Genomic DNA, 24438 nt, shown 5'->3' on the forward strand with positions numbered 1-24438 from the left:
TACATTGCCTACGTATTACCCAAACATGACCTCCGTAGCTTTCTTGGTGTCGCCACCGCAAAGGGGCACAAACAGGGACATCGCAGCTACGAGGAAGACATCATCATGCGCGCCACCCGCCGTACCGTCCGTACCGCCGCCATCGCCACCGGCGTCATCGCCGCCCTCGCCGTGCCGGCCTCGGCCGCCTTCGCCGACTCGCCCACCGTGCCGGGCACCGGCCAGGAGCAGGTCCTGCCGGGCAACGAGGGGGTGCCCGGCGGCGACGACCTCTCCAAGGAGCCGAAGAAGGACGAGAAGAAGAAGGAGGAGACCAAGAAGGAGGACGCGACCGGTCAGCGCAAGCTGGTCAACACGGTCAAGCTCGCCGACAATGTCTCCACCGCCAAGGTCTACAAGGTGGGCCAGAACCACTACGAGGCCGACATCTTCGCGAACGGCGCCAAGCTCGACACCCTCGTGGCCAAGGGTTCGGCCGCCCACGGCCAGAACAACGGGCTGCACGTGGCGCTCTCCCCCGACGGCAAGATCACGTCGTATGTCGAGGGCGGCAAGAAGGACCCGGTCGTCGGCGGCTGGGAGTCCAAGGGCGTCAAGCAGCTCGGCGACGGCTGGAGCGCCAAGGTCGACGTCAACGCCTCGGCCCGCTCCGCCAAGGCCGAGATCTACCTGAACAAGGCCGTCAAGGGCTCGCTCAAGGCCGAGAACCGGACCGCGTCCACGAAGATCGACGGCTACACCTTCACGCTGACGTCCGACGGCACGATCACCAAGTCGAAGAAGGACACCCCGAAGCCCGACGAGCGCACCTTCGTGCGCGAGTACAAGAACATCGGCGGCTCCGGCTTCGACGCCAAGGTCTACAAGGTCAAGGGCGGCTTCGACGCCGACATGTGGGCCAAGGACCCGGCCTCCGGCAAGTACATCAAGTTCGACACCCTCCAGCAGCGCGGCAACAAGGCCGCGTACGGCCAGCACAACGGCGCCCACTTCGTGCTCAACCCCGACGGCACCATGAAGGGCTGGACCGAGGGCAAGAAGAACGACGCCAAGAAGGACCAGAAGCAGGACCAGAAGAAGGTCACCCCGAAGGGCGGCGTCAAGGCCGGTGCCGAGGGTGCCGGGGCCGGTGACGACACCGCGCTCCTCGCGGCGGGCGGCGGCATGGCCGCGGCCGGCGCGGCGGGCCTGGGCTTCGCGATGCTGCGCCGCCGTGGCGACCAGCAGGGCTGAGCCACCCCGGTGAGCTGAGAACGGGGCACCCCTGGCAGGAGGGTGCCCCGTTCTCGTCTGCCCAAATGGCGGGTGACAGGGGGGAGTTACACCCCGATGTCCCGCCCGTCCTTGCGCCAGACCGCGACGACCGACGGGCGGACGTACGTGCCCGGGCCGTCGGGCCACGAGGACAGCGGGTTGTCCACCGTCGCGCCGTCGAGCTCGCCCGGGTGCTGGACCGCGACCAGGACGCGGCGGTCCTGGATCACCGGGCCGCAGGTCTCCGCGCCCTTCGGGACCGTCAGGAACTGCTTGAGCTCACCGCGCCGCTCGCCGGCCGTGGCGACGCCGAACAGGCCGTCGTGCGAGCCGAGTTGGGCGCCGTCCGTGGAGATCCACAGGTTGCCGTGGGCGTCGAAGGCCACGTTGTCGGGGCAGGAGATCGGCGAGACCTTGTCCTTCGGGAAGCCCGCGAAGTAGGTCGCCGGGTCGTTCGGGTCGCCCGCGACGAGGAACAGCGACCAGGCGAACTTCGTCTGCGTCGGGTCGTTCCAGCGCTCGGTGAGCTCCAGGACCTGGCCGTGCTTGTTGCTGTTGCGCGGGTTCGCCTCGTCCGCCGCCGCGTAACCGGTCTTGCCGCGGTTGGTGTTGTTGGTGAGCGCGATGTAGACCTTGCCGGTGCGCGGCGAGGGCTCCACGTCCTCGGGACGGTCCATCTTCGTGGCGCCGACCTTGTCACCGGCCAGGCGCGTGAAGACGAACACCTCCTCGGCGCTCATGCCCTCGACGTGCGAGACCGCGCCCTTCGCGGTCGCGGTGGCCAGCGGGATCCACTCGCCGCTGCCGTCGAACTCGCCGTCCTTCGGGAGCTTCCCGGTGCCGTCGATCTCGATCGCCGGGGAGTCGCCGGTGAGCTTCGCGACGTAGAGCGTGCCCTCGTCGAGCAGCGTCATGTTGTACGCACGGTCCGCACGCGAACTGCCGCGCCGCATCCGCTTCGAGGAGACGAACTTGTAGAAGTAGTCGAAGCGCTCGTCGTCACCGCTGTAGACCACCGGGCGGCCGTCGCGCGTGAGGCGGACGGTCGCGCCCTCGTGCTTGAAGCGGCCGATCGCCGTGTGCTTGACCGGGGTCGAGTCCGGGTCGTACGGGTCGAGTTCGACGATGTAGCCGAAGCGGTGCACCTCGTTCGGCTCCTGGGCCACGTCGAAGCGCTTGTCGAACCGCTCCCACTTGCGCTCCGAGGCCCCCGTGCCGATCCCGTAGCGCTTGTCCGTCGCGCGCGAGGAGTTGGCGAAGTACTGGTTGAAGTTCTCCTCGCCGTGCAGCGTCGTGCCCCACGGGGTCTGGCCGCCCGCGCAGTTGTTGAGCGTGCCGAGCACCTTGCGGCCGGTCGGGTCGGCCGAGGTCTTCAGCAGGTCGCTGCCGGCCGCCGGGCCCTGCACGCGGAACTCCGTCGTGGCCGTGATGCGGCGGTTGAGGTGGTGCCGCGGCACATACGTGAGCTTGCCGGTCTTCCGGTCCTCCTCGACCACGACGACCCCGAGGCCGTGCGCGGCCCAGGCGATCTCCACCTGCTCGCGGGTCGGGTTCGCGGCGTCGTAGTCGCGGAACATCAGGATCTCGTCGGTGTACTCGTGGTTCGCGACGAGGATCTGGCGGCCGTGGCCGTACGGGAGCAGCGCCAGGTAGTCGTTGTTGTAGCCGAACTGCCCGGCCTGCGCCTTGGCGGTCTGGTTCTCCGGGTCGAAGTCCGGGGCGCCGCGCAGGATCGGGTCGCCCCACTTGACGACCACGTTCTGCGCGTAGCCCTCGGGGATGGTGACCTGGTCGGCGGTGTTGGGCGCGACGGGCGTGAAGCGCAGACCGCGGGCGGCCTTGTCGCGGCCGTGACCCCAGCCGTGTCCGCCGGTGGCGGCCGCGGTGGCGCGCGGGGCCGAGCCCACGACGGCGGCACCGGCGGCGCCCGCGACGGTGACGACCGCGGCGGCGCGCATCATCGACCTTCTCGACAGCGCACCGGCTATGACATCGCCGACGTACTCGTTGTCGCTGGTGTTCGGCACCTCGTGGAAGCAGGCGTCACCACAGCGGAAACGGCACGTCATGGCCGACCGTCCACCCGGGTGCGAACCGTCCTTCGTGATGAGCGGCAGCAGTTTGCGCACGTTTCCCTCCGCGCTGGATCCCCGGCATCGCCGACAAGGTGTCGGAATGCTTGTCGGCCGCGACGTTAGGGGCGTATGCCAGCAATGCGGCGGCCATGACGTGAACGGCGGGTGAACCGCCGTTGTCCGGCGTGCAGTTGAGTCCGGGCGCCCGGCGGGAGGGTGAGCTTCACGAGGGGCTCCCCATGATCGCCCGGGGCGGCCGCTAACCTTACGTGTCCGCCCTGGCCAGGGGTGACGGATTACCCGGACAACCGGGAACAACTCACGTTGAAGGGTTGCGCACATGGGCATTCTGGATCGCCTGCGGAACGTTTTCGGCCGAGGGCGTGCGGTGCCTGCGGCGCGGGCCGAGGAACCGGCGCCGGCGCCCCGTGCCGAGGAGACGCCCGCCGCGGAGCCGAAGGTCCCGGCCCCTGCGGCGGAACAGCCCTCGGTACCCGCCACGGAGCAGACCCCGGAACCGGCGCCTACCGCCGCCCCGGTCCCGTCCCCCGCCCCGGAGCCGACCCCGTCCGTGGTGGACGACCTGGTCGCAGCCGCCTTCGACAACCCGTCTTTGGGCACGGTCCCGTCCCCCGCCCCGCCGACGGAGCCGAAGCCGCTGGCCGAGCCCGCAGCCGAGGTGACCCCCGAGCCGCTTGCGGAGGCCGAGCCCGCAGCCGCCCCGACGCCGGAGCCCGTGGCTGAGCGCGCGGCTGAGCCTGTGGTCGAGGTGACGCCCGAGACGGCCGCGGAGGCGGACACCGACCCTTCCCGCTGTGGGCAGGCGTCCCGCACGGCGGGACGGGTGGGCACAGCCCCCGAGTCGGAGCACCCGGCGGAACCGGCCCAGGGTGAAGCCACGGACACCGCCCCCACCGCTACGGAGCCCTCCGAGGCAACGGACACAGTGCCCGAGCCGCAAGCTCAACCGGAGCCCGCGCTCGAACTCGAACTCACCGTCAAGGGCAAGCCCGCCCTCAGCCTCGCCAGGCTGAAGGCAAAGGCCCCCGAACTGGCCACCGCCTACAGGGCCGCAGGCGCCGCCCTCAAGAAGCGCGACCTCACCGGCGCCCGCGCCACCGTCTACCTCGTCCTCGACCGCTCCGGCTCGATGCGCCCGTACTACAAGGACGGCAGCGCACAGAACCTCGCCGACCAGGTCCTCGCCCTCGCCGCCCACACCGACGAGAACGCCACCGTCCAGGTCGTCTTCTTCTCCACGGAGCTCGACGGCACCGGCACCCTCACGCTCGACGAGCACGAGGGCCGGATCGACGAGCTGCACGCGGGCCTGGGCCGCATGGGCCGTACCAACTACGACCGGGCCATCGCCGAGATCGTGGCCCTGCACGAGAAGGCCGACGACCCCAACCGCTCCGCCCTGGTGATCTTCCAGACGGACGGCGCCCCCGAGTCGAAGACCGCCGCCACCCAGGCGCTCAAGGACGCGGCCGAGCACAAGATCTTCTGGCAGTTCGTCGCCTTCGGCGAGACGGACCACAAGGCCTTCGACTACCTGCGCAAGCTGGACCTCGACAACACCGGCTTCTTCCACGCGGGCCCGGTCCCGAACGAGCTCACCGACGCCGAGCTCTTCAAGGGCCTGCTCGCCACCTGGCGCCCGTAGCGCGCCCGTCGCACCCGCCGCGCACCGCGCCGGACCCCATAGCGCACTCGGGCCGCCCGCCCCCGGAAAACCGGGAGCGGGCGGCCCCCGCGTGTCGGCTACGATTTGTGGATTCCGCCGACGAGCCGCGTTCCCCGCGGATCACCGAACTCGTCACCGCACGTAGCGAACCGGGAGCAGCCCGCAATGGCTCGACACCTCATCACCAGCGCCCTTCCGTATATCAACGGGATCAAGCACCTGGGCAACATGGTGGGGTCCATGCTCCCGGCGGACGTCTACGCCCGGTACCTCCGCCAGCGCGGCCACGAGGTCCTCTACATCTGCGCGACCGACGAGCACGGCACCCCCGCCGAGCTCGCCGCCAAGGAGCGGGGCCTGCCCGTCTCCGAGTTCTGCGCGCAGGCGCACGACGCCCAGAAGGCGGTCTACGACGGCTTCCAGCTGGCCTTCGACTACTTCGGCCGCAGCTCCAGCGCGCAGAACGCCGAGCTGACCCAGCACTTCGCGCGCAAGCTCCACGAGAACGGGTTCATCGAGGAGCGCGCGATCCGCCAGGTGTACTCGCCGGCCGACGGCCGCTTCCTGCCGGACCGCTACGTGGAGGGCACCTGCCCGCACTGCGGTTACGACAAGGCCCGCGGCGACCAGTGCGAGAACTGCACGCGTGTCCTGGACCCGACCGACCTGATCAACCCGCGCAGCGCCATCTCGGGCTCCACGGACCTGGAGGTCCGCGAGACCAAGCACCTCTTCCTCCTCCAGTCGAAGCTGCAGGGCGAGGTCGAGCGCTGGGTGGCCGCGCACGAGGAGGAGTGGCCGCAGCTCGCCTCCTCCATCGCCCGCAAGTGGCTGACCGAGGGCCTGCACGACCGCGCCATCACCCGCGACCTCGACTGGGGCGTCCCGGTCCCGGCCGACACCTGGCCGGACCTGGCCGCCGAGGGCAAGGTCTTCTACGTCTGGTTCGACGCCCCGATCGAGTACATCGGCGCGACGAAGGAGTGGGCGGACGCGACCGGCGGGGACTGGAAGTCCTGGTGGTACGAGGCCGACGACGTGCATTACACGCAGTTCATGGGCAAGGACAACGTCCCGTTCCACGCCGTGATGTTCCCTGCAACACAGCTGGGCGTGCGCGAGCCGTGGACCATGGTGGACCAGCTCAAGGGCTTCAACTGGCTGAACTACTACGGCGGAAAGTTCTCCACCTCGCAGAAGCGCGGCGTCTTCACCGACCAGGCCCTGGAAATCCTCCCGGCCGACTACTGGCGCTACTTCATGATGGCCAACGCGCCGGAGTCGGACGACTCCTCCTTCACCTGGGAGCACTTCACCGCCACGGTGAACAAGGACCTGGCCGACACCCTCGGCAACTTCGTCAACCGCGTCCTGTCCTTCTCGAAGAAGCGCTTCGGCGAGGAGGTGCCCGCGGGCGCCGAGGCCGGTGAGGCCGAGGCGAAGCTGGGCGAGGAGATCGCCCGCCTGCTCGCGGAGTACGAGGAGCAGATGGAGGCCCTCCAGTTCCGCAAGGCCGCGGCCGCGCTGCGCGCGCTGTGGTCGGCGGGCAACTCCTACCTGGAGGAGAAGGCCCCCTGGCTGGAGATCAAGACCGACCCCGAGGGCGCGGCCCTCACCCTGCGCACGGCGATGAACCTGATCCACCTCTACTCGGTGGTCTCGGAGCCCTTCATCCCGGCGTCGTCGGCGGCGATGCGCGCGGCGTTCGCCCTGCCGGACGACACGGCTACGTGGGTCTCGGCCGACGAGGCCAAGGCGCTGAACTCGGTCCCCGCGGGCACCCCGTTCACGGTCCCGCCGGTCCTCTTCGCGAAGATCCAGGACGAGGACCTGGCAGCGTACAAGGAGCGCTTCGGCGGCGAGCCGGCGTAACACCGCCCGCCCACCGGCACATCGAAGGGCCCCGGAGCAGCACGCTCCGGGGCCCTTCGCCGTACGCGGGCAGCTCCTGTCCTGGGTCAGCTCCCGTCCTCGGTCAGACGTCGGCCGTCTCCGCGGCGGCCTCCGGCGGTTCGACCAGGGCGAGCGGCAGGCCGCGCAGCCAGTGGCTCACCGCCCGGCGGATGCCACGCGTCCGGCGCAGCCGGGCCCAGGCGGAGGACCAGACGCCACCGCGGATCACCACCACGTCCGCCGGCTCACCGGGCTGCCGGTCCAGGCCGTCGAGGAAGCCGAGGTGGCCCTGGTCGTCGGTGAGGAACACGAACAGGACGGGACGCCCGGCGGTCTCGCGCAGCACCTCCAGGGCAGCCTGCTCGTCCCGCGGGCCCCCGGTGAGCACCACGAGGGCCACGGTGGGACGGTCGTCCGAAGCGGCGCAGACCTCCGCCACCGCGCGCAGCACCGGAGCGAGCTGCCTGCGGTCCTGGAACAGCCCTTCGTGCCGCCCCTGCGCACCCCCGTCGGGGGCCGGCCACCGGTCCGCCCACTGCTCCGGGGTCTCCCCGCGCGGGGGCGGGATCCTGACCGGCTCCGCGTCGAACAGCCAGACGGGAGTGGCCCGTTGACCCAGTTCCTGCTCGGAGAACTCCAGCGCGAAGAGGCCCGCCTCCCGTACCGAGGCCGACGCAGAGTGCGCCCGGCTGAACGCCGCGAGCGCGAGGACCACGTTCATCCATCCACCCCCGGCCGGATGCTACTGCGTTCCGCTCCGGCACCCGGCCGGATCCGCCCCAACTTCAGCCGCACGGTGGGCATTTCGGCGCCTCAGCGGTCTGCGCCTTGCCCGGCCGCTCGGATCCGTCGCGGACGCGCTGCTAGAGTGCGGCGTTTCCATACTCGGCATGTGCACTACACATGCGGCACATGCCGCAAGATTCCTGAACATTGCGGCAGTTATCGCACGACAGGCCCAAGGGGGGACCTTGAGCGCGCAGTTGTACCCGGCTGCCAAGGACCTGGCGAAGGTTCTCTGGCAGCACCACACGCTCTACCGCGAACGCGACGGCGGGATGGTCATCCGCGGTGAGCACGTACAGCGGTGGATCAGCCTCGGCGTCGCGGGCACCCGGGGGGATGTCCGTATCCGCGCGGGGCTCATTCTCGACGGCGGGACCACGGCGCCCGCGCGTACGGAGACGGTGGTTCCGCTGGCCGCCGGCACGGCCGAACTGGCCGCGGCCTGCCGCCGGTTGCTGGCCGACCTGACCTCGGCCGCCGAGCCCCCGACCGTCTACGAACCGGTGCGCGGGTCGTCGCGCCGGCCACGCGCACCCAAGCCGCCCAAGGCACCGAAGGGTTCGCGCCCCGGGCGCTCGCGCGGGCGCAAGGCCGTGACCTGGGTGGTGGCGGTGGCGGCGGCCAGTGTGGTCACGCTCTACGCGCTGGCTTCGTACTCGGCCGCGATCGGCGGCTAGCGATCAGCGGGTAGCGATCAGCGGGTAGCGATCAGCGGGTAGCGAGCGGCCTCGGCGAGCGGCGACCGGCTACCGGCTACCGGCGCGCGAAGGGCCCGGAACCACCACGGTTCCGGGCCCCTTGCGTATGCCTGCGCCTGCGCGCACGTACGCCTTACTCGGCCGGCTTCTCCTTCTTCTCCACCGGCTTGCGCAGCGAGATGTTCAGCTCGCGCAGACGGGACTCGTCGAGCTCCGTCGGGGCGCCCATCATCAGGTCCTGCGCGTTCTGGTTCAGCGGGAACGCGATGGTCTCGCGGATGTTGGGCTCGTCCGCGAGGAGCATGACCATGCGGTCCACGCCCGGGGCGATGCCGCCGTGCGGCGGGGCGCCGAAGCGGAAGGCGCGCAGCATGCCCGCGAACTCGTGCTCGACGGTGTCCCGGTCGTAGCCCGCGATCTCGAAGGCCTTGAGCATGATGTCGGGCTCGTGGTTACGGATGGCGCCCGAGGACAGCTCGATGCCGTTGCAGACGATGTCGTACTGCCAGGCCAGGATGTCCAGCGGGTCCTTCTCCTCCAGGTCCTTCATGCCGCCCTGGGGCATCGAGAAGGGGTTGTGCGAGAAGTCGATCTTGCCGGTCTCCTCGTCCTTCTCGTACATCGGGAAGTCCACGATCCAGCAGAACCGGAAGACGTTCTCCTCGAAGTGGCCGGCGCGCTTGGCGGCCTCGACGCGGACCGCGCCCATGATCTTCGAGACCTCGTCGAACTCGCCCGCGCCGAAGAACACCGCGTGACCGGCGGTCAGGCCCAGGCGCTCGGTGAGGACCTTGTTGTTCTCCTCGGTGAGGAACTTGGCGATCGGGCCCTGGAAGGAGCCGTCCTCGCCGACGCGGATCCAGGCGAGGCCCTTCGCGCCCTGCTCCACGGCGTAGTCGCCGAGGGAGTCGAAGAACTTGCGGGTCTGGCCCGCGGTGTCCGGGACGGGCAGCGCACGGACGTGCTTGCCGGCGAAGGCCTTGAACTCCGAGTCGGCGAACACGTCGGAGATGTCGACCAGTTCGAGCTTGGCGCGCAGGTCCGGCTTGTCGTTGCCGTACTTCAGCATCGACTCGCGGAACGGGATCCGCGGGAAGGGGGAGGTGACCTCGCGACCGCCGCCGAACTCGGTGAAGATCTCCGTCATCAGCTTCTCGATCGGCTGGAAGACGTCCTCCTGCTCGACGAAGCTCATCTCGACGTCGAGCTGGTAGAACTCGCCCGGCGAGCGGTCGGCGCGGGCGTCCTCGTCGCGGAAGCAGGGCGCGATCTGGAAGTAGCGGTCGAAGCCCGAGATCATCAGCAGCTGCTTGAACTGCTGCGGGGCCTGCGGCAGCGCGTAGAACTTGCCGGGATTCAGACGGGACGGGACGACGAAGTCACGCGCGCCCTCGGGGGAGGTGGCGGTGAGGATCGGCGTCGCCATCTCGTTGAAGCCGAGCGCGACCATCTTGGCGCGGATCGCGGCGATGACCTGGGTGCGCAGCATGATGTTGCGGTGCATGCGCTCACGGCGCAGGTCCAGGAAGCGGTACTCCAGGCGGCGCTCCTCGCCCACGCCGTCGTCCGCGTTGACCTGGAACGGCAGCTGCTGCGAGGCGCCGAGCACCTCGACCTCGGCGACCTCGACCTCGACCTCGCCGGTGGGCAGCTCCGGGTTCACGTTCTCGGCGCCGCGGGAGACGACCTTGCCGTCGATCCGTACGACCGATTCCTTGGTCTGCTTGTCGAGGGCCTCGTACGCGGCGGTGCCGGGGCGGGCGACGAGCTGGGTGATGCCGTAGTGGTCGCGCAGATCGATGAAGAGGATGCCGCCGAGGTCACGCCGATTGTGCAGCCAGCCGCTGAGCCGGACGTCCTGGCCGACGTCGCTGGAACGGAGCTGGCCGCAGGAATGGGACCGGTACCGGTGCATGTTCTTCATCCAGTTCTTCGCGGGCACGGTGTCTCGTGGGCCGTGCCGCGGGGATTTGTTCGCGTCGTTCGTCGCGAGACAGGCGGGAATCAACGTGCTCAAGGTTACCCGTCACCGCCCGGCGGCCCGTCCGGGTTTCCCGGGGGCCTGGCACCCCGCGCCCGGGGACCGCAGCCGCCCCGCGGAGCCCGTACGCTCACCGCACCCCGGCCAGGCCCCCGCGACGTGCGGCTTTCCCCTACTCCTACGTAACCTGGGGCAATGCGAACGGACCCCGACGGCGAGCGGGCCGCCTGCCTGCCTCCCGTCGGGGAGGTGCTCGAAGCGGTCGCCACAGGGCTCTGGCGGTGGGACAACGCCACGGGCGTCGTGACCCTCGACGCCGAGGCCGCGCGCCTGCTCGGGCTCGGCACCCCCGAGGCCCCGATCGAGGGCCAGGTCGCCCTGACGGAGGCCGGGATCCGCTCCCGTTTCCACCCGGTGGACTGGAACGAGATCAACGGGATCGTGCAGCTCGCCGTCCTCGAAGGCACCCTCGCCGAGGCCAGGCTGCGCATCATGGACGAGCGCGGCCATGTCATCCGTACCGTGCGCACCCGTACGAAGCCGCTGGTCAAGGGCGACCAGTTCGAGCTGATCGGCACGCTCCAGGAGGTCGGCGAACCGCCGCCGGGCGCCTCCGCCCGTACCCCCGTCACCGGCGACTGGCGCCGCTCGCGCGAGGCCTTCCTGCTTGACGCGGGACGCGCGCTCGCCGAGGCCCGCTCCACCTCCGAGGTGCTCCGGGTGGCCGCGGGCCTGTCCATGCCGGGCTTCGAGCCGAACGGGCTGGCCGTCTTCGGCGTCGAGGGCGACCACCTCAAGGTCATCGGCCACCACGGCCACACCCGGGACGACGAGAAGCCCTTCCGCAACTTCAAGCTGGACGCGGACTACCCGGCGGCCGACGTGGTGCGCACGGGCCGCGCGATCTACCTGTCCAGCCCGGAGGAGTACGCCGCCCGCTACCCGGCGGCCTGGCCCTTCGTCCGCGGCTTCGGCCGCCAGTCCTGGGCCTTCCTGCCGCTGACCGTGCAGGGCCGCACGATGGGCGCGTGGATGGCGGGGTTCGCGCACCCCGTCTCCTTCACCCCGGACGAGCGCTCGGTCCTGACGACCGTGGCCCGGATGCTCGCGCAGGCCCTGTCGCGCGCGGGCGCTGCCGAGAGCGAGCGGGAGCTCACCGAGGGCCTCCAGCGCTCGATGCTGCCGACCCTCGGGCCCGAAATACCGGGTCTGTCCATCGCGGCCCGCTATGTGCCCACCGGCGGCGGGCTCCAGGTCGGCGGCGACTGGTACGACATGATCCCGCTGCCCAGCGGCCGGATCGCGATCGTCATCGGCGACGTCCAGGGCCACGACGTACGGGCCGCCGGCCTCATGGGCCAGCTGCGCATCGCGCTGCGGGCGTACGCCTCCGAGGGCCACCGCCCCGACGCGGTCCTCTCCCGCGCCTCCCGCTTCCTCAACGGGATCACCGACTCCATCACGTACGGCTCCACCGGCGGCCCCGACGCCGGCGGCACCGCCGACCCGCGCTTCGCCACCTGCCTGTACGTGGAGGCCGACCCGGTCACCGGCCGGCTGGAGATCGCCCGCGCGGGTCACCCGGACCCGGTGGTGCGCACCAGCGACGGCACCGCGCTGATCCGCCAGACCGCGGGCGGCCTGCCGCTCGGCATCGACCCCGACGCGGACTACCCCACCACCTCGATCACGCTCGAACCCGGCGAGCTGATGATGCTCTGCACCGACGGCCTGATCGAGACCGGCGGCCACGATCTGTACACGGGCTTCACGCGCCTGAAGCCCATCCTCGAGGAGCACCTCGACGCGGACATCGAGGAGCTCGCGGACGCGCTGGTCCAGGGCGTGCACGGCCCGTCCTCGCACCACTCGACGGGCCATCTCGCCGACCGCCGCGAGGACGACATCGCCGTCGTGCTGCTCTGCCGCCCGGGCCCCGGCTGCGGCTGCGACACGGGCGAGCCGGCGCATCCGGCCGTCCGCCGCATCCAGCTGTCGGTAGCGCAGGCCGAGCCCGAGCGCATCGCGGAGTGCCGCCAGCAGCTGCGCGCCCTGCTGCACGACTGGGCGGACCCGGAGCAGGTCGACTCGGCGGTGCTCCTGGTCTCGGAGATGGTCACCAACGTCCTGGTCCACACCGACGGCGACGCCCTGCTCACCGCGGAGGCCCGCGGCGAGATCGGCGAACGCCGCCTGCGCGTGGACGTCTCGGACGCCTCCGACGACCTCCCCCACAAACGCCGCCCCGGCGAACTCGCCTCATCGGGCCGCGGCCTGGTCCTGATGGAACTCCTCGCCGACGCCTGGGGCGTGGACCCCCAGGGCCAGGGCAAGTCGATCTGGTTCGAGCTGTACGAGACGGTGAAGCTCTGAGATGGGCCTCGACCAGCAGGCTCAGGATGCCGAGGACCGGTCAGGGACCAACATCTGCGGTTTCCTCCACTGGGCCGTGGACGCCGAGCACGCGGCGCGTCTCTTCACCGCCAAGGGCTGGAGCGTACGGGCGTCCAGCTGGACCGAGTACGAGGCCGAGTGCGCCTCCGCACGGCTCGAAGTGCTGCCGGTCTCGCCCGTCACTTACAACGGTTTCGCGACCCCGCACGACTCGACACGTTCCTGACGGCGCTCGCCGGCCTGGGCTCACCGTGGACGGCCGAATACGAGAGCCCGGACGGTGCGGAGCAGGTCTTCCGGTCCGACGACCGCTGACGCACGCCCCGTACGCAGGCCGGGCGGCGGGCGATCCTTACCCGGCCTCCGGTGCCTCCGTACCCTTGCCCCGCCCGTACTGCACCCGCAGCTCCGAATAGATGCCGAATGCCGCCGCCGTCAGCGGGACCGCGAGGAGCATGCCGAGGATGCCCGCGACCGAGGCGCCCGCGGTGATCGCGATCATCACGATCGCCGGGTGCATCTGGACCGTGCGGCTCTGGATCATCGGTTGCAGGACGTGGCCCTCCAGGACCTGCACCGCCAGTACCACCCCGAGCGCCCAGAGCCCGATGATCCAGCCGCGGTCGGCGATCGCGACGAGCACGGCGACGGCGCCGGAGATGAAGGCGCCGAGATACGGGATGTACGCGCCCACGAACACCAGCGCCCCGAGCCCGACGGCCCCCGGCACCTGGAGGATCAGCAGGCCGACCGTGATGCAGAGCGCGTCGATGAGGGCGATCAGCGTCGTCCCGCGCATGAAGCCCTCGATGGCCTCGAAGGCCCGGCGCGCCATCGCCTCGACGGCCTCGCCGCGGCCCCGGGGCGCGAGGGAGTGCATCGCGGCCACGGCGCGGTCGGAGTCGCGCAGGAAGAAGAAGACGAGGAGCAGCGCGAGCACCGCCATCGCGATCATCCCGCCGACGACGCTGACCCCGCTGATCACACCGGAGGCCGCGGTGCTGCCGAACTTCGAGAGCAGATCCTTGGAGTTGGCGGCGAGATCGTCGAGCGAGGTGCCGGCCGCCCCGAGGTGCTCGGTGAGCGACTTGGCCGCCTGCCGAAGCGAGGCGATGATCTGGTCGCCGGTCTCGATCAGCGCGCTCACGACGATGTACGTGGCACCGCCGACCACCAGCACGACGGCCGCGCAGGTCAGCCCGGCCGCGAGGGACTTCTGCACCTTCATCCTCAGCAGGCGCCGGTACATCGGGCCGAGCAGCGCGGTGCCGAGCAGCGCGAGCAGCACGGGCGTGACCGCGGTCTTGAGGTAGACGCACAGCCAGATGCCCACGGCGGCCAGCGCGGCGAGCAGCAGCGCGAGCACACACCAGGCACCGAGCTTGCGGGCGGGTTCGGGCAGCAGGGTCAGCACGGTCCCAGACGACCACCGGGGCCCGCCGCGCGCACGGCGGGCGGGACCGCATGAGTGACGGCCCGTCAGACCGACGGGCCGTCACTCATGCACCGAGCAGCCTCACATGCCGTGGACGGCGGGCACCGTCCCGAGCCGGCCCTTCTGGAAGTCCTCGAAGGCCTGCTGGAGTTCGGCCTTCGTGTTCATCACGAACGGGCCGTAGTGCGCCATGGGTTCGCGGATGGGCTGCCCGCCGAGCAGGACGACCTCGAGGTCGGGGGTGTTCCCGTCCTGCTTCTCGTCCGCGCGGACCGTGAGCGAACCGCCGTCGCCGAAGACCGCCGTCTGGCCCATGTGGATCGGCCGCCGCTCCTCGCCGACGGTGCCGCGTCCGGCCAGGACGTACGCGAGACCGTTGAAGTCGGAGCGCCACGGCAGCGTGACCGAGGCGCCGGGGCGCACGGTCGCGTGGATCATCGTGATCGGCGTGTGCGTGATGCCCGGACCCTCGTGTCCGTCCAGCTCACCGGCGATGACACGCATCAGCGCGCCGCCGTCGGGGGAGCTGAGCAGCTGCACCTGACCACCGCGGATGTCCTGGTAGCGAGGGTCCATCATCTTGTCCTTCGCGGGCAGGTTCACCCACAGCTGGAGCCCGTGGAACAGCCCCCCGGACATCACCAGGTCCTCCGGCGGCGCCTCGATGTGCAACAGGCCCGAGCCGGCGGTCATCCACTGGGTGTCCCCGTTCTGGATGGTGCCGCCGCCCCCGTTGGAGTCCTGGTGGATGAAGGTGCCGTCGATCAGGTACGTGACCGTCTCGAAGCCGCGGTGGGGGTGCCAGGGGGTGCCCTTGGGCTCGCCCGGCGCGTACTCCACCTCGCCCATCTGGTCCATCATGATGAACGGGTCGAGGTACTTGTAGTTGATGCCCGCGAACGCGCGGCGCACCGGGAAGCCCTCCCCCTCGAAGCCGGACGGCGCGGTCGTCACGGCCAGGACCTTGCGCGCCACCGCATCGGCGGGGGCGGTCACCTTGGGCAGGGTCAGCGGGTTCTCGACGGTTACAGCAGGCATGGTCGGTACCTCCTTCGTGATCCGAGAATAGTTGAATCTCGAACTTTCTGCTACCCGGAACGCGAAAGGCCCCGGAGTAATTCCTCCGGGGCCCGCCCATCACCTACACGATCACCGCGTACGCGGTCAGCCGTACATCCGCCGCATCGCGAAGTCGACCATCTGCTCCACGGCCTTCGCGTCGAAGACCATCCGGTGCTCACCCTCCATGTCGAGCACGAAGCCGTACCCCGTCGGCAGCAGGTCGATGACCTCGGCGCCGGTGATCACGAAGTACTTGGACTCCTTGCCCGCGTACCGGCGCAGCTCCTTGAGGGAGGTGAACATCGGGATCACGGGGTGCTGCGTGTTGTGCAGGGCCAGGAAGCCGGGGTTGTCCCCGCGCGGGCAGTAGACCTTGGAGGTCGCGAAGATCTGCTGGAAGTCCTCGGCCGACATCGAGCCGGTCGTGAACGCGCGCACCGCGTCCGCGAGGGAAGGCGGGGACGGCTCGGGGTAGAGCGGGGGCTGCTGGGCGTAGCCGCCCTGCATGCCACCCTGCATGCCGCCCGGCATCTGTCCCTGCGGCGGCATGGGCGGCGCGTACTGCTGCCCGCCGGGGCTCTGGTCGTAGCCGTACATGGCACCGAGAGTACCGGGCCATAAATGGCGGGTGTCACAGATGGCCGGTTTGGGGTTGCATCTTATTACCGACGGGTAGCATCATCGTGGCTACTAGCTGGTACGCATACGAGGATCCTGCCGGATCATCGGCCTGATCCACTCCTCCCCGGACTTATACGGAGCCGTCGCCATGGGGCACTACAAGTCGAATCTCCGCGACATCGAGTTCAACCTCTTCGAGGTGCTCGGCCGCGACAAGCTGTACGGCACCGGCCCGTTCGCGGAGATGGACACCGAGACCGCCAAGGACGTACTCGCCGAGCTGACCCGCCTCGCGGAGAACGAGCTGGCCGAGTCCTTCGCCGACGCCGACCGCAACCCGCCGGTCTTCGACCCGGAGACCCACACGGCCCCGGTCCCGGCGTCCTTCAAGAAGTCGTACAAGGCCTTCATGGACTCCGAGTACTGGCGTCTGGGCCTGCCCGAGGAGATCGGCGGCACCACCGCCCCGCCGTCCCTGATCTGGTCCTACGCGGAGCTGATCCTCGGTGCGAACCCGGCGATCTGGATGTACTCCTCCGGCCCGGCGTTCGCCCGGATCCTCTTCGAGGAGGGCACCGAGGAGCAGAAGAAGTGGGCGAAGATCGCCGTCGACAAGCTCTGGGGCTCGACGATGGTCCTCACCGAGCCGGACGCCGGCTCGGACGTGGGCGCGGGCCGCACCAAGGCCGTGCAGCAGGAGGACGGCTCCTGGCACATCGAGGGCGTCAAGCGCTTCATCACGTCCGGTGAGCACGACATGGAGGAGAACATCCTCCACTACGTCCTCGCCCGTCCCGAGGGTGCCGGCCCCGGCACCAAGGGCCTGTCCCTCTTCCTCGTCCCGAAGTACCTCTTCGACTTCGAGACCGGCGAGCTGGGCGAGCGCAACGGCGTGTACGCCACCAACGTCGAGCACAAGATGGGCCTCAAGGCCTCCAACACCTGCGAGATGACCTTCGGCGACCAGCACCCCGCCAAGGGCTGGCTGATCGGCGACAAGCACGACGGCATCCGCCAGATGTTCCGCATCATCGAGTTCGCCCGCATGATGGTCGGCACGAAGGCGATCTCCACGCTCTCCACCGGTTACCTCAACGCCCTTGAGTACGCCAAGGAGCGCGTGCAGGGTCCGGACCTGGCCAACTTCATGGACAAGACCGCGCCGAAGGTCACCATCACGCACCACCCCGACGTGCGCCGCTCCCTGATGACGCAGAAGGCGTACGCGGAGGGCATGCGCGCGCTCGTCCTGTACACCGCGTCGATCCAGGACGAGATCCTCGTCAAGGAGACGGCCGGCGAGGACGCCTCGCAGCTGGAGGCGCTCAACGACCTGCTCCTGCCGATCGTGAAGGGCTACGGCTCCGAGAAGGGCTACGAGCAGCTCGCGCAGTCGCTCCAGACCTTCGGCGGCTCCGGCTTCCTGCAGGAGTACCCGATCGAGCAGTACATCCGCGACGCGAAGATCGACACCCTCTACGAGGGCACCACCGCCATCCAGGGCCAGGACTACTTCTTCCGGAAGATCGTCCGCAACCAGGGCGCCGCCCTGAACGGCCTCGCCGAGGAGATCAAGAAGTTCCTCGCGGTCGGCACCGGCGGCGAGGAGCTCGCCACCGCCCGCGACCAGCTCGCCAAGGCGGCCGTCGAGCTGGAGGCCATCGTCGGCCTCATGCTCACGGACCTCGCGGCCACCGAGCAGGACGTCCGCTCGATCTACAAGGTCGGCCTCAACACCACCCGCCTGCTGCTCGCCTCCGGTGACGTGGTCGTCGGCTACCTGCTCCTCAAGGCCGCCGCGGTGGCCGCCGAGAAGCTGCCGAACGCCTCCGCCAAGGACAAGGCCTTCTACACCGGCAAGATCGCGGCCGCGAAGTTCTTCGCCGCCAACGTCCTGCCGGGCGTCACGGGCGCACGCAAGCTCGCCGAGGGCGTGGACCTGGACCTGATGGACCTGGATGAGGCGGCCTTCTGAGCCCGGTGAGCTGATCCCGCTCGTCCGCTGCGCGTGACGGCCCGTCCCGGTCGGGGGACGGGCCGTCCGTCGTCGCGCAGGTCCCGATCGACATCGACCTCACCGAGTACCACCGGCTCTGACGCCGCGGCTCCCCGGAAGCCCACGGGGAGCCCGTCGTTACAGTGAACCCATGAGCAGCTCTCCCCGCTTCGACAGAAGCCACACCGACGACCTGATCTCCTTCCTCGCCGCGAGCCCCACGCCGTACCACGCGGTCGCGAGCGCGGCGGAGCGGCTCGAGAAGGCCGGGTTCCGGCAGGTGGACGAGGGCGCCGAGTGGGACGGCACGAACGGCGGCAAGTACGTCCTGCGCGGCGGCGCGATCATCGCCTGGTACGTGCCGGAGGGCGCGGGCGCGCACACCCCGTTCCGTATCGTCGGCGCCCACACCGACTCCCCCAACCTGCGCGTGAAGCCGCTGCCCGACACCGGCGCGTACGGCTGGCGGCAGGTCGCCGTGGAGATCTACGGCGGGCCGCTGCTCAACTCCTGGCTCGACCGCGACCTCGGCCTCGCCGGCCGGCTCTCGCTGCGCGACGGCACGACCCGCCTGGTCAACGTCAGCCGCCCGCTGCTTCGCGTCCCGCAGCTCGCGATCCACATGGACCGGTCCATCTACGAGAAGGGCCTCCAGCTCGACAAGCAGAAGCACATGCAGCCCATCTGGGGCCTGGGCGACGCCCGCGAGGGCGACCTGATCTCCTTCCTGGAGGAGGAGAACGGGATCGCGGCCGGCGAGGTGACCGGCTGGGACCTGATGGTGCACTCCATCGAGCCGCCCGCCTACCTCGGCCGCGACGAGGAGCTGCTCGCGGGCCCGCGCATGGACAACCTGCTCTCCGTGCACGCCGCGACGGCCGCGCTCGCCGCCGCCGCGCACGCCGGGGACCTCTCGTACATCCCGGTCCTCGCCGCCTTCGACCACGAGGAGAACGGGTCGCAGTCCGACACCGGCGCCGACGGCCCGCTGCTCGGCTCCGTCCTGGAGCGTTCGGTGTTCGCGCGCGGCGGTTCGTACGAGGACAAGGCACGCGCCTTCGCCGGCACCGTCTGCCTCTCCTCGGACACCGGCCACGCCGTGCACCCCAACTACGCGGAGCGGCACGACCCGACGCACCACCCGCGCGCCAACGGCGGCCCGATCCTCAAGGTCAACGTCAACAACCGCTATGCGACGGACGGTTCGGGCCGTGCGGTGTTCGTGGACGCGTGCGAGCGCGCCGGCGTTCCGTACCAGCACTTCGTCTCGAACAACGCGATGCCCTGCGGCACCACGATCGGCCCGATCACGGCCGCGCGGCACGGCATCAAGACCGTGGACATCGGTGTCGCCATCCTGTCGATGCACAGCGCGCGCGAGCTGTGCGGCTCGGACGACCCGCACCTCCTCGCGAGCGCGCTGACGGCGTTCCTGGAGGGCTGACCCCAGGGCCGTGAGGTGAACTCCCGGCTTTCGCATGGCTGTTCCGGCTCCGGGTACCCGGTGTGCCGGAACAGCCATGTACAGGGAGGCGGAAGTCATGGGCATGGGCGGATGCATCATCTTGATCGCAGCCGGCGCCATCCTCACGTTCGCGACCAACTGGGAGATGCAGGGAGTCAATCTCGACGTCGTCGGCATCATCCTGATGCTGGTCGGGATCATCGGCGTCGTGGCCTTCAGCTCGGCCGCGCGGCGCAGGCGGGTCATCGCTCCGGGCGCCACGGTGGTCGACGAGCAGCAGACGCGGCGTTACGAGTGACGCGAGGGAACTGAGACCGGACGTTCCTCGTCTTGGTGCTCGGGACGGTACGGGAGCTGCCGCGGCACGCGCGCAGGCGGCCCCAACTCCGTTCCCACCGACCGCACTTCACGTCACGGGGGACAGATTCATGGGTACGTTGCGTCGCCGCGCCGCGCTCGTCATCGCAGGGACGGCCGCTGTCGGCATGGTCCTGACCGGCTGCTCGGACTCCGGTTCCGGGCGCAAGTCGTCGGGGTCGTCCGGGGGCAGCTCGTCCTCGAAGGGTTCGTCGAAGGACTCCGGAAAGGGGACCGGGAACGGGTCCGGGTCCGGCAAGACGCAGCCCACCGACACCCCCTCCAAGGGCGGCGGCGGAAAGACCGTCCCGGCGGGCAAGCCCTCCAAGCCGGCCACGGGCGGCGGTGGCGGCACCGGGCCGTGCACCGACGCGGAGACGAAGACGACCGTCACCGCGGCCCCGCGCCCGGTCAACTACCAGCTGATCACGCTCACCAACACCTCGAAGCGCACCTGCACGGTGCTGTCCTACCCGGTGGTGAGCTTCGGCCCCGATCTCGACGGCACGGCCGAGGGCCGCGAGGACACCAAGCCGCAGGCCGTCGTCACGCTCAAGCCCGGCGCCTCCGCGTACGCCGGACTCAACACCAGCCCGGCCGACCAGGCGGACGACGGCAGCAAGCCGCACGCCAAGTCCCTGTCCGTGGACCTGATCAAGAAGGTCGGCGGCGACGGCTCCACACTCCAGTTCGGCCGGCCGGAGAGCTTCAAGGTGAACGACCTGTTCATCTACGAGCCGACGGTGACGTACTGGCAGCAGGAGCTGGACGTGGCGCTGAGCTAGCAGCCGGGGTGGTCGCGGGCGGGCGCGCGGATGCACCGCGGGCCCGCCCCGCACTCCCTACACGTCCCGCACTCCCTACGCGTCCATCCCCGCGAGCACCAGCGCCAGCCGGTCCGTCGCGCCTTCGGTGAGACGGACCGGGACGCCCCAGTCCTGCTGGTGGACGTGGCAGGCCGGGTACTCGTTGGCCGGGTCGTCGTCGCACGAGGCCGCCATCGCCGAGACGTGCAGCACGCCCTCCGCCACCGCGGGGTCGAGCTCCAGTGCGCGGTTCAGGTCCGTGCCCGCGCCCTCGCCCGCGAGCAGCAGCTCCGGCGGGGTGGCGGAGACGAGCAGGCGGGTCGAGGGGCCGTAGCGGGTGTCCAGCTTCTGGCCGCTCGGCGCCTGGAAGACCACGTCCAACGTGAGCTTGCCCGGGGCGACTTCGGTGGCGGCGCGCTGGGTGCGGTGCGCCACCGCCTCCACGCGTACGGCCTCCTCGGGCAGCCGCAGCCGGGTCAGCCGGTGCCGGGCCGACTCGACCACCACGATGTCCTCGTCCACGAGCACGGCGTCGGACGGCTCGCGCAGATCGGTGGCCAGGGTCGTGACCTCGCCGCTCGCGGGGTCGAAGCGGCGCAGCGCGTGGTTGTACGTGTCGCAGACCGCGACCGAGCCGTCGGGGAGCGCGGTGACGCCCAACGGGTGCTGGAGCAGGGCCTGTTCGGCGGCCCCGTCGCGGTGCCCGAAGTCGAAGAGCCCGGTGCCCACCGCCGTGTGCACGACGCGGTCCGTGCCGATCCAGCGCAGGGCGCTGGTCTCGGAGTCGGCGATCCACAGCCGGTCCCCGGCGGCCGCGAGCCCGGAGGGCTGCGCGAACCAGGCCTCGGCGGCCGGCCCGTCGACCAGGCCCTCATTGGTCGTACCCGCCGCGACCTGCACCGTCGCGCTCTCCGGGTCGTACGTCCACAGCTGGTGCACCCCGGCCATCGCGATCCACACCAGACCGTCGAACCACGCCACGTCCCACGGCGAGGAGAGGTCGACCTCGCGCGCCGGCCCCGAGGCGGGCGAGCCCTGCCACCACTGGCGCCCGGTGCCGGCCACGGTCTCCACCGCGCCGGTGGCCGGATCGAACGTGCGCAGCGCGTGGTTGACCGTGTCGGCGACGATCACGCGCCCGTCGGGCAGCAGCGCGAGGCCCTGCGGCTCACTGAACTGCGCCTCGCTCGACTGCCCGTCCCGCAGCCCGCGTTCACCGCTGCCGATCCGCCGTACGACCGTCTCGCCGTCCGCCGCCAGCTCGACCAGCTGGTGCCGGGTCGAGTCGGAGACCAGGAAGGTCCCGCCCGGCAGCAGCAGCGCCTTTCCGGGGAAGCGCAGATCGGTCGCGACCGGCTCGGGCGCCACGTACGGACCGTCGCCGCGCCGCAGCGTGCCCTTCGCCTCGTGCTCGGCCTCCAGCTCCTCGACCAGCTTCTCGATCGCGTGCGCGTGGCCCTCGCCCGCGTGCTGCGCGACGACATAGCCCTCGGGGTCGATGACGACGAGCGTGGGCCAGGCCCGTACCGCGTACTGCTTCCAGGTGGCGAGCTCGGGGTCGTCGAGCACGGGGTGGTGCACCTCGTACCGCTCGACGGCGTCGACCACGGCCGCGTGCTCGGCCTCGTGCACGAACTTCGGCGAGTGCACCCCGACGATCACGACGGTGTCCTTGTGCCGCTCCTCCAGCTCGCGCAGCTCGTCGAGGACGTGCAGGCAGTTGATGCAGCAGAAGGTCCAGAAGTCGAGGATCGTGATCCGGCCGCGCAGATCGGCGAGGCTGAGCTGCTCGCCTCCGGTGTTCAGCCAGCCGCCCTTGCCGATCAGCTCGGGGGCGCGGACTCGGGCACGGCGGGGGGCGGAAGCGGCATCGTTCATGCTTCAAGCTTGCCACCCCCGTACGTGTGCCCTGTCACCCCGTACGTGTGCCCTGTCACCCCCATACAGACGCCGGTCACCCGCGCTCCCGGGGCGGGCGCCCGCCGCCCGGGGTACGGATGGCCGCATGAAATATCTCGTACGCGACCGACTGCTCGGCATCGGTGACGACTACTGGATCGAGGACGAGCAGGGCCGCAAGGCCTTCTTCGTCGACGGCAAGGCGATGCGGCTCAGGGAGACCTTCGAGCTCAAGGACCCGCAGGGGCGGGTGCTCATCGACATCCGGGCCAAGATGTTCAGCCTGCGGGACGCGATGACCATCGAGCGGGACGGCGAGGCGCTCGCCACCGTGAAGAAGAAGCGCTTCTCGCTGCTTCGCAACCACTACCGCGTGCAGCTCGTGGACGGCACCGAGCTCGATGTCAGCGGCAAGATCCTGGACCGCGAGTTCGTCGTCGAGTACGAGGGCGAGATGCTCGCGCACATCTCACGGCGCTGGCTGCGCGTACGGGACACCTACGGCGTCGACGTCGTACGGGAGGAGGCCGATCCCTCGCTGATGATCGCGGTCGCGGTGTGCGTGATCCGGCTGGCCGAGAAGGAGCGGGAGGTCGGGCCCGGGGACTGAGGGAGACCGGGCCCGGGGACTGAGGGGAGGCCGGGCCGGTGAGCGGTCCAGGCCGCGGGGCGGCACCCGGATGCCTTCGCATGACGTGCGGGTCACCGAGAGCGATGGTGCGCTTACGGACAGTGGTCGATTTGTCGACCTTCATCCGTAAGGAAGGAATTGGGTGGCTATGTCTGCATGGCACACCACGGGCCTGCGCGCCGCGACCGCGGCCGGGCTCGCTCTCAGCGTGGCGGTCGGCGTCGCGGGTACCGCGACCGCCGACGTGAAGGACCCCTCGTACGACTGGGGCACGGTCGTCGAGACCCCGGACGGCGTCCAGGCCAACGCCTGGGTCGCCGGTGTCACGGGCGTGGGCAGGATCGTCAACGCCCGCCTGTTCGAGGCCGCGTCGCCGGGCACCCCGAAGGCCCCTCGTGAGATGGAGGGCGGCAACGAGCTGGTCAACCTCACCGCGCCCACCCCGGTCGGCAAGGTCGGCCTCGGCAAGGTGTCGGCCCTCTACGCCAAGGCGCTCACCAACAAGCTGCCGGTCAGCAAGTCGAGCAAGACGACCATGCCGGTCCCGGGCGCCGCGTACGCGAACGCCGGCGGCGGCTCGGTGGACATCGGCCTCCCGTACGTCGAGAGCAACGTCTTCGCGGGCACCGCGCTGACCGGCTTCGGTGTCCACGTCGACGCGATCGACGTGCACGCGCGCTCGCTGCCGGGCCGCCCCGTGGAGTTCCAGGGCGGTGCCGCCAGCGGCAAGATCACGCTCTTCGGCACGACGGTCGTCGAGATCCCGCCGATCTGGGCCGTGAACCTGGGCGCGACGATCCCGGCCACCGGTGACGACGCGGCCCCGATCATCGCGCAGACCAACGAGCAGATCACCACCGACAACAAGGGCGTGCCCACCAAGGGCAAGAACGGCTCGTACCAGTACGACCCGCGCGCGACCAGCGGTTACGTCAACGCGATCCACGCGAGCGTGCTCGGTCCGAACGTCGCCGACGTGACGATCGGCCACGCCGCCGTGATCCGCGACCCCGCCAAGACGGACATGCTCAAGGACAAGCTCCCGAAGAAGCTCCCGAGCCTCCTGGACATGGTCACGACGGACGGCACCAAGCTGCCGACCGGCGAGGACCTGGCCGTCAAGCCGCAGATGCCCTCCGTCGAGGCCCCCGCGGTGGCCCCGGCGCAGTGACACCCGGGGCCGGGGTGCTGTGACCCCGGCCGCACCGCCGGTGCGGCACGGCACGGACGGTCGGCACATCCGGCCGACCCGTCCGTCCGGGCCTCCCGAGCGGCCGTCTCCGGCCGCCGCCCGCCGAGTCGTACGGCGGTGCGGCGGCCGGACGGCTTGAACGGCTTGACGGCTTGACGGCTCGGACGGCTCGGACGGCTCGGACGGCTCGCGATGGTCAACGGCCT

At 70.5% G+C, this 24438-nt stretch carries 19 protein-coding genes; 12 read left to right on the forward strand and 7 right to left on the reverse strand.

Annotation, left to right across the window (positions count from 1 at the left end; translation table 11 throughout):
- Positions 1–105: 105 nt before the first annotated feature.
- Positions 106–1233 (forward strand): hypothetical protein, encoded by a 1128-nt coding sequence (locus BLT97_RS21120; RefSeq protein WP_093612581.1) that lies wholly within the window; start codon positions 106–108, stop codon positions 1231–1233.
- 86 nt (positions 1234–1319) lie between these two features.
- On the opposite strand, the gene BLT97_RS21125 is transcribed toward BLT97_RS21120, so the two are convergent.
- Positions 1320–3383 carry a PhoX family protein gene (locus BLT97_RS21125; RefSeq protein WP_093612583.1) on the reverse strand — a complete coding sequence of 688 codons (2064 nt, stop codon included), beginning with the start codon at positions 3381–3383 and terminating at the stop codon, positions 1320–1322.
- Positions 3384–3669: 286 nt separating this feature from the next.
- On the opposite strand from BLT97_RS21125, the gene BLT97_RS21130 reads away from it, so the two are divergent.
- Both BLT97_RS21130 and metG read left to right on the forward strand, forming a co-directional pair.
- Positions 3670–4995, forward strand: coding sequence for a VWA domain-containing protein (locus BLT97_RS21130; RefSeq protein WP_093612585.1), 1326 nt, complete (start codon positions 3670–3672; stop codon positions 4993–4995).
- Positions 4996–5181: 186 nt separating this feature from the next.
- Entirely contained in the window at positions 5182–6888 is a 1707-nt protein-coding gene (gene metG, locus BLT97_RS21135) for a methionine--tRNA ligase (RefSeq protein WP_093612587.1), read from the forward strand.
- A 103-nt stretch (positions 6889–6991) separates the two neighbouring features.
- On the opposite strand, the gene BLT97_RS21140 is transcribed toward metG, so the two are convergent.
- A complete protein-coding gene (locus tag BLT97_RS21140; protein ID WP_093612589.1) occupies positions 6992–7630 on the reverse strand; it encodes a vWA domain-containing protein in 639 nt (212 codons plus the stop codon).
- 250 nt (positions 7631–7880) lie between these two features.
- On the opposite strand from BLT97_RS21140, the gene BLT97_RS21145 reads away from it, so the two are divergent.
- Positions 7881–8372: a hypothetical protein gene (locus BLT97_RS21145; protein ID WP_245769446.1), complete on the forward strand. Its 492-nt coding sequence runs from the start codon at positions 7881–7883 to the stop codon at positions 8370–8372.
- A gap of 154 nt (positions 8373–8526) precedes the next feature.
- Here the strand turns inward: BLT97_RS21145 and aspS are convergent, their stop codons facing one another.
- Complete coding sequence (gene aspS, locus BLT97_RS21150; RefSeq protein WP_093612769.1) at positions 8527–10308, reverse strand: aspartate--tRNA ligase; 1782 nt, start codon at positions 10306–10308, stop codon at positions 8527–8529.
- 261 nt (positions 10309–10569) lie between these two features.
- On the opposite strand from aspS, the gene BLT97_RS21155 reads away from it, so the two are divergent.
- Both BLT97_RS21155 and BLT97_RS21160 read left to right on the forward strand, forming a co-directional pair.
- A complete protein-coding gene (locus BLT97_RS21155) occupies positions 10570–12747 on the forward strand; it encodes an ATP-binding SpoIIE family protein phosphatase (protein WP_093612591.1) in 2178 nt (725 codons plus the stop codon).
- Position 12748: 1 nt separating this feature from the next.
- On the forward strand, positions 12749–12994 hold the full coding sequence (locus BLT97_RS21160; RefSeq protein WP_093612593.1) for a hypothetical protein: 246 nt from the start codon (positions 12749–12751) through the stop codon (positions 12992–12994).
- Between the two features lie 126 nt (positions 12995–13120).
- Here the strand turns inward: BLT97_RS21160 and BLT97_RS21165 are convergent, their stop codons facing one another.
- From BLT97_RS21165 to BLT97_RS21175, 3 genes are all read right to left on the reverse strand, one after another.
- Positions 13121–14179, reverse strand: a complete 1059-nt coding sequence (locus BLT97_RS21165) for an AI-2E family transporter (RefSeq protein WP_093612771.1) — start codon at positions 14177–14179, stop codon at positions 13121–13123.
- 105 nt (positions 14180–14284) lie between these two features.
- Entirely contained in the window at positions 14285–15241 is a 957-nt protein-coding gene (locus BLT97_RS21170) for a pirin family protein (RefSeq protein ID WP_093612595.1), read from the reverse strand.
- 126 nt (positions 15242–15367) lie between these two features.
- Positions 15368–15862 carry an SseB family protein gene (locus tag BLT97_RS21175; RefSeq protein ID WP_093612597.1) on the reverse strand — a complete coding sequence of 165 codons (495 nt, stop codon included), beginning with the start codon at positions 15860–15862 and terminating at the stop codon, positions 15368–15370.
- A 172-nt stretch (positions 15863–16034) separates the two neighbouring features.
- Here BLT97_RS21175 and BLT97_RS21180 point away from each other — a divergent pair, with 172 nt between their 5' ends.
- The 4 genes from BLT97_RS21180 to BLT97_RS21195 all read left to right on the forward strand — a co-directional run bounded on the left by BLT97_RS21180 (position 16035) and on the right by BLT97_RS21195 (position 20489).
- Positions 16035–17861, forward strand: coding sequence for an acyl-CoA dehydrogenase (locus tag BLT97_RS21180; RefSeq protein ID WP_093612599.1), 1827 nt, complete (start codon positions 16035–16037; stop codon positions 17859–17861).
- Positions 17862–18033: 172 nt separating this feature from the next.
- A complete protein-coding gene (locus tag BLT97_RS21185; protein ID WP_093612601.1) occupies positions 18034–19326 on the forward strand; it encodes a M18 family aminopeptidase in 1293 nt (430 codons plus the stop codon).
- Positions 19327–19423: 97 nt separating this feature from the next.
- Entirely contained in the window at positions 19424–19645 is a 222-nt protein-coding gene (locus BLT97_RS21190; protein ID WP_093612773.1) for a DUF6458 family protein, read from the forward strand.
- 130 nt (positions 19646–19775) lie between these two features.
- On the forward strand, positions 19776–20489 hold the full coding sequence (locus BLT97_RS21195) for a DUF4232 domain-containing protein (protein WP_093612603.1): 714 nt from the start codon (positions 19776–19778) through the stop codon (positions 20487–20489).
- A 75-nt stretch (positions 20490–20564) separates the two neighbouring features.
- Here the strand turns inward: BLT97_RS21195 and BLT97_RS21200 are convergent, their stop codons facing one another.
- A complete protein-coding gene (locus BLT97_RS21200) occupies positions 20565–22388 on the reverse strand; it encodes an NHL domain-containing thioredoxin family protein (RefSeq protein WP_093612605.1) in 1824 nt (607 codons plus the stop codon).
- A 127-nt stretch (positions 22389–22515) separates the two neighbouring features.
- Here BLT97_RS21200 and BLT97_RS21205 point away from each other — a divergent pair, with 127 nt between their 5' ends.
- Positions 22516–23019 (forward strand): LURP-one-related/scramblase family protein, encoded by a 504-nt coding sequence (locus BLT97_RS21205; RefSeq protein ID WP_093612607.1) that lies wholly within the window; start codon positions 22516–22518, stop codon positions 23017–23019.
- Between the two features lie 169 nt (positions 23020–23188).
- Complete coding sequence (locus BLT97_RS21210; RefSeq protein ID WP_093612609.1) at positions 23189–24211, forward strand: hypothetical protein; 1023 nt, start codon at positions 23189–23191, stop codon at positions 24209–24211.
- Positions 24212–24438 lie beyond the last annotated feature (227 nt).

Source organism: Streptomyces indicus, from assembly GCF_900100315.1.
Lineage (GTDB): Bacteria > Actinomycetota > Actinomycetes > Streptomycetales > Streptomycetaceae > Streptomyces > Streptomyces indicus.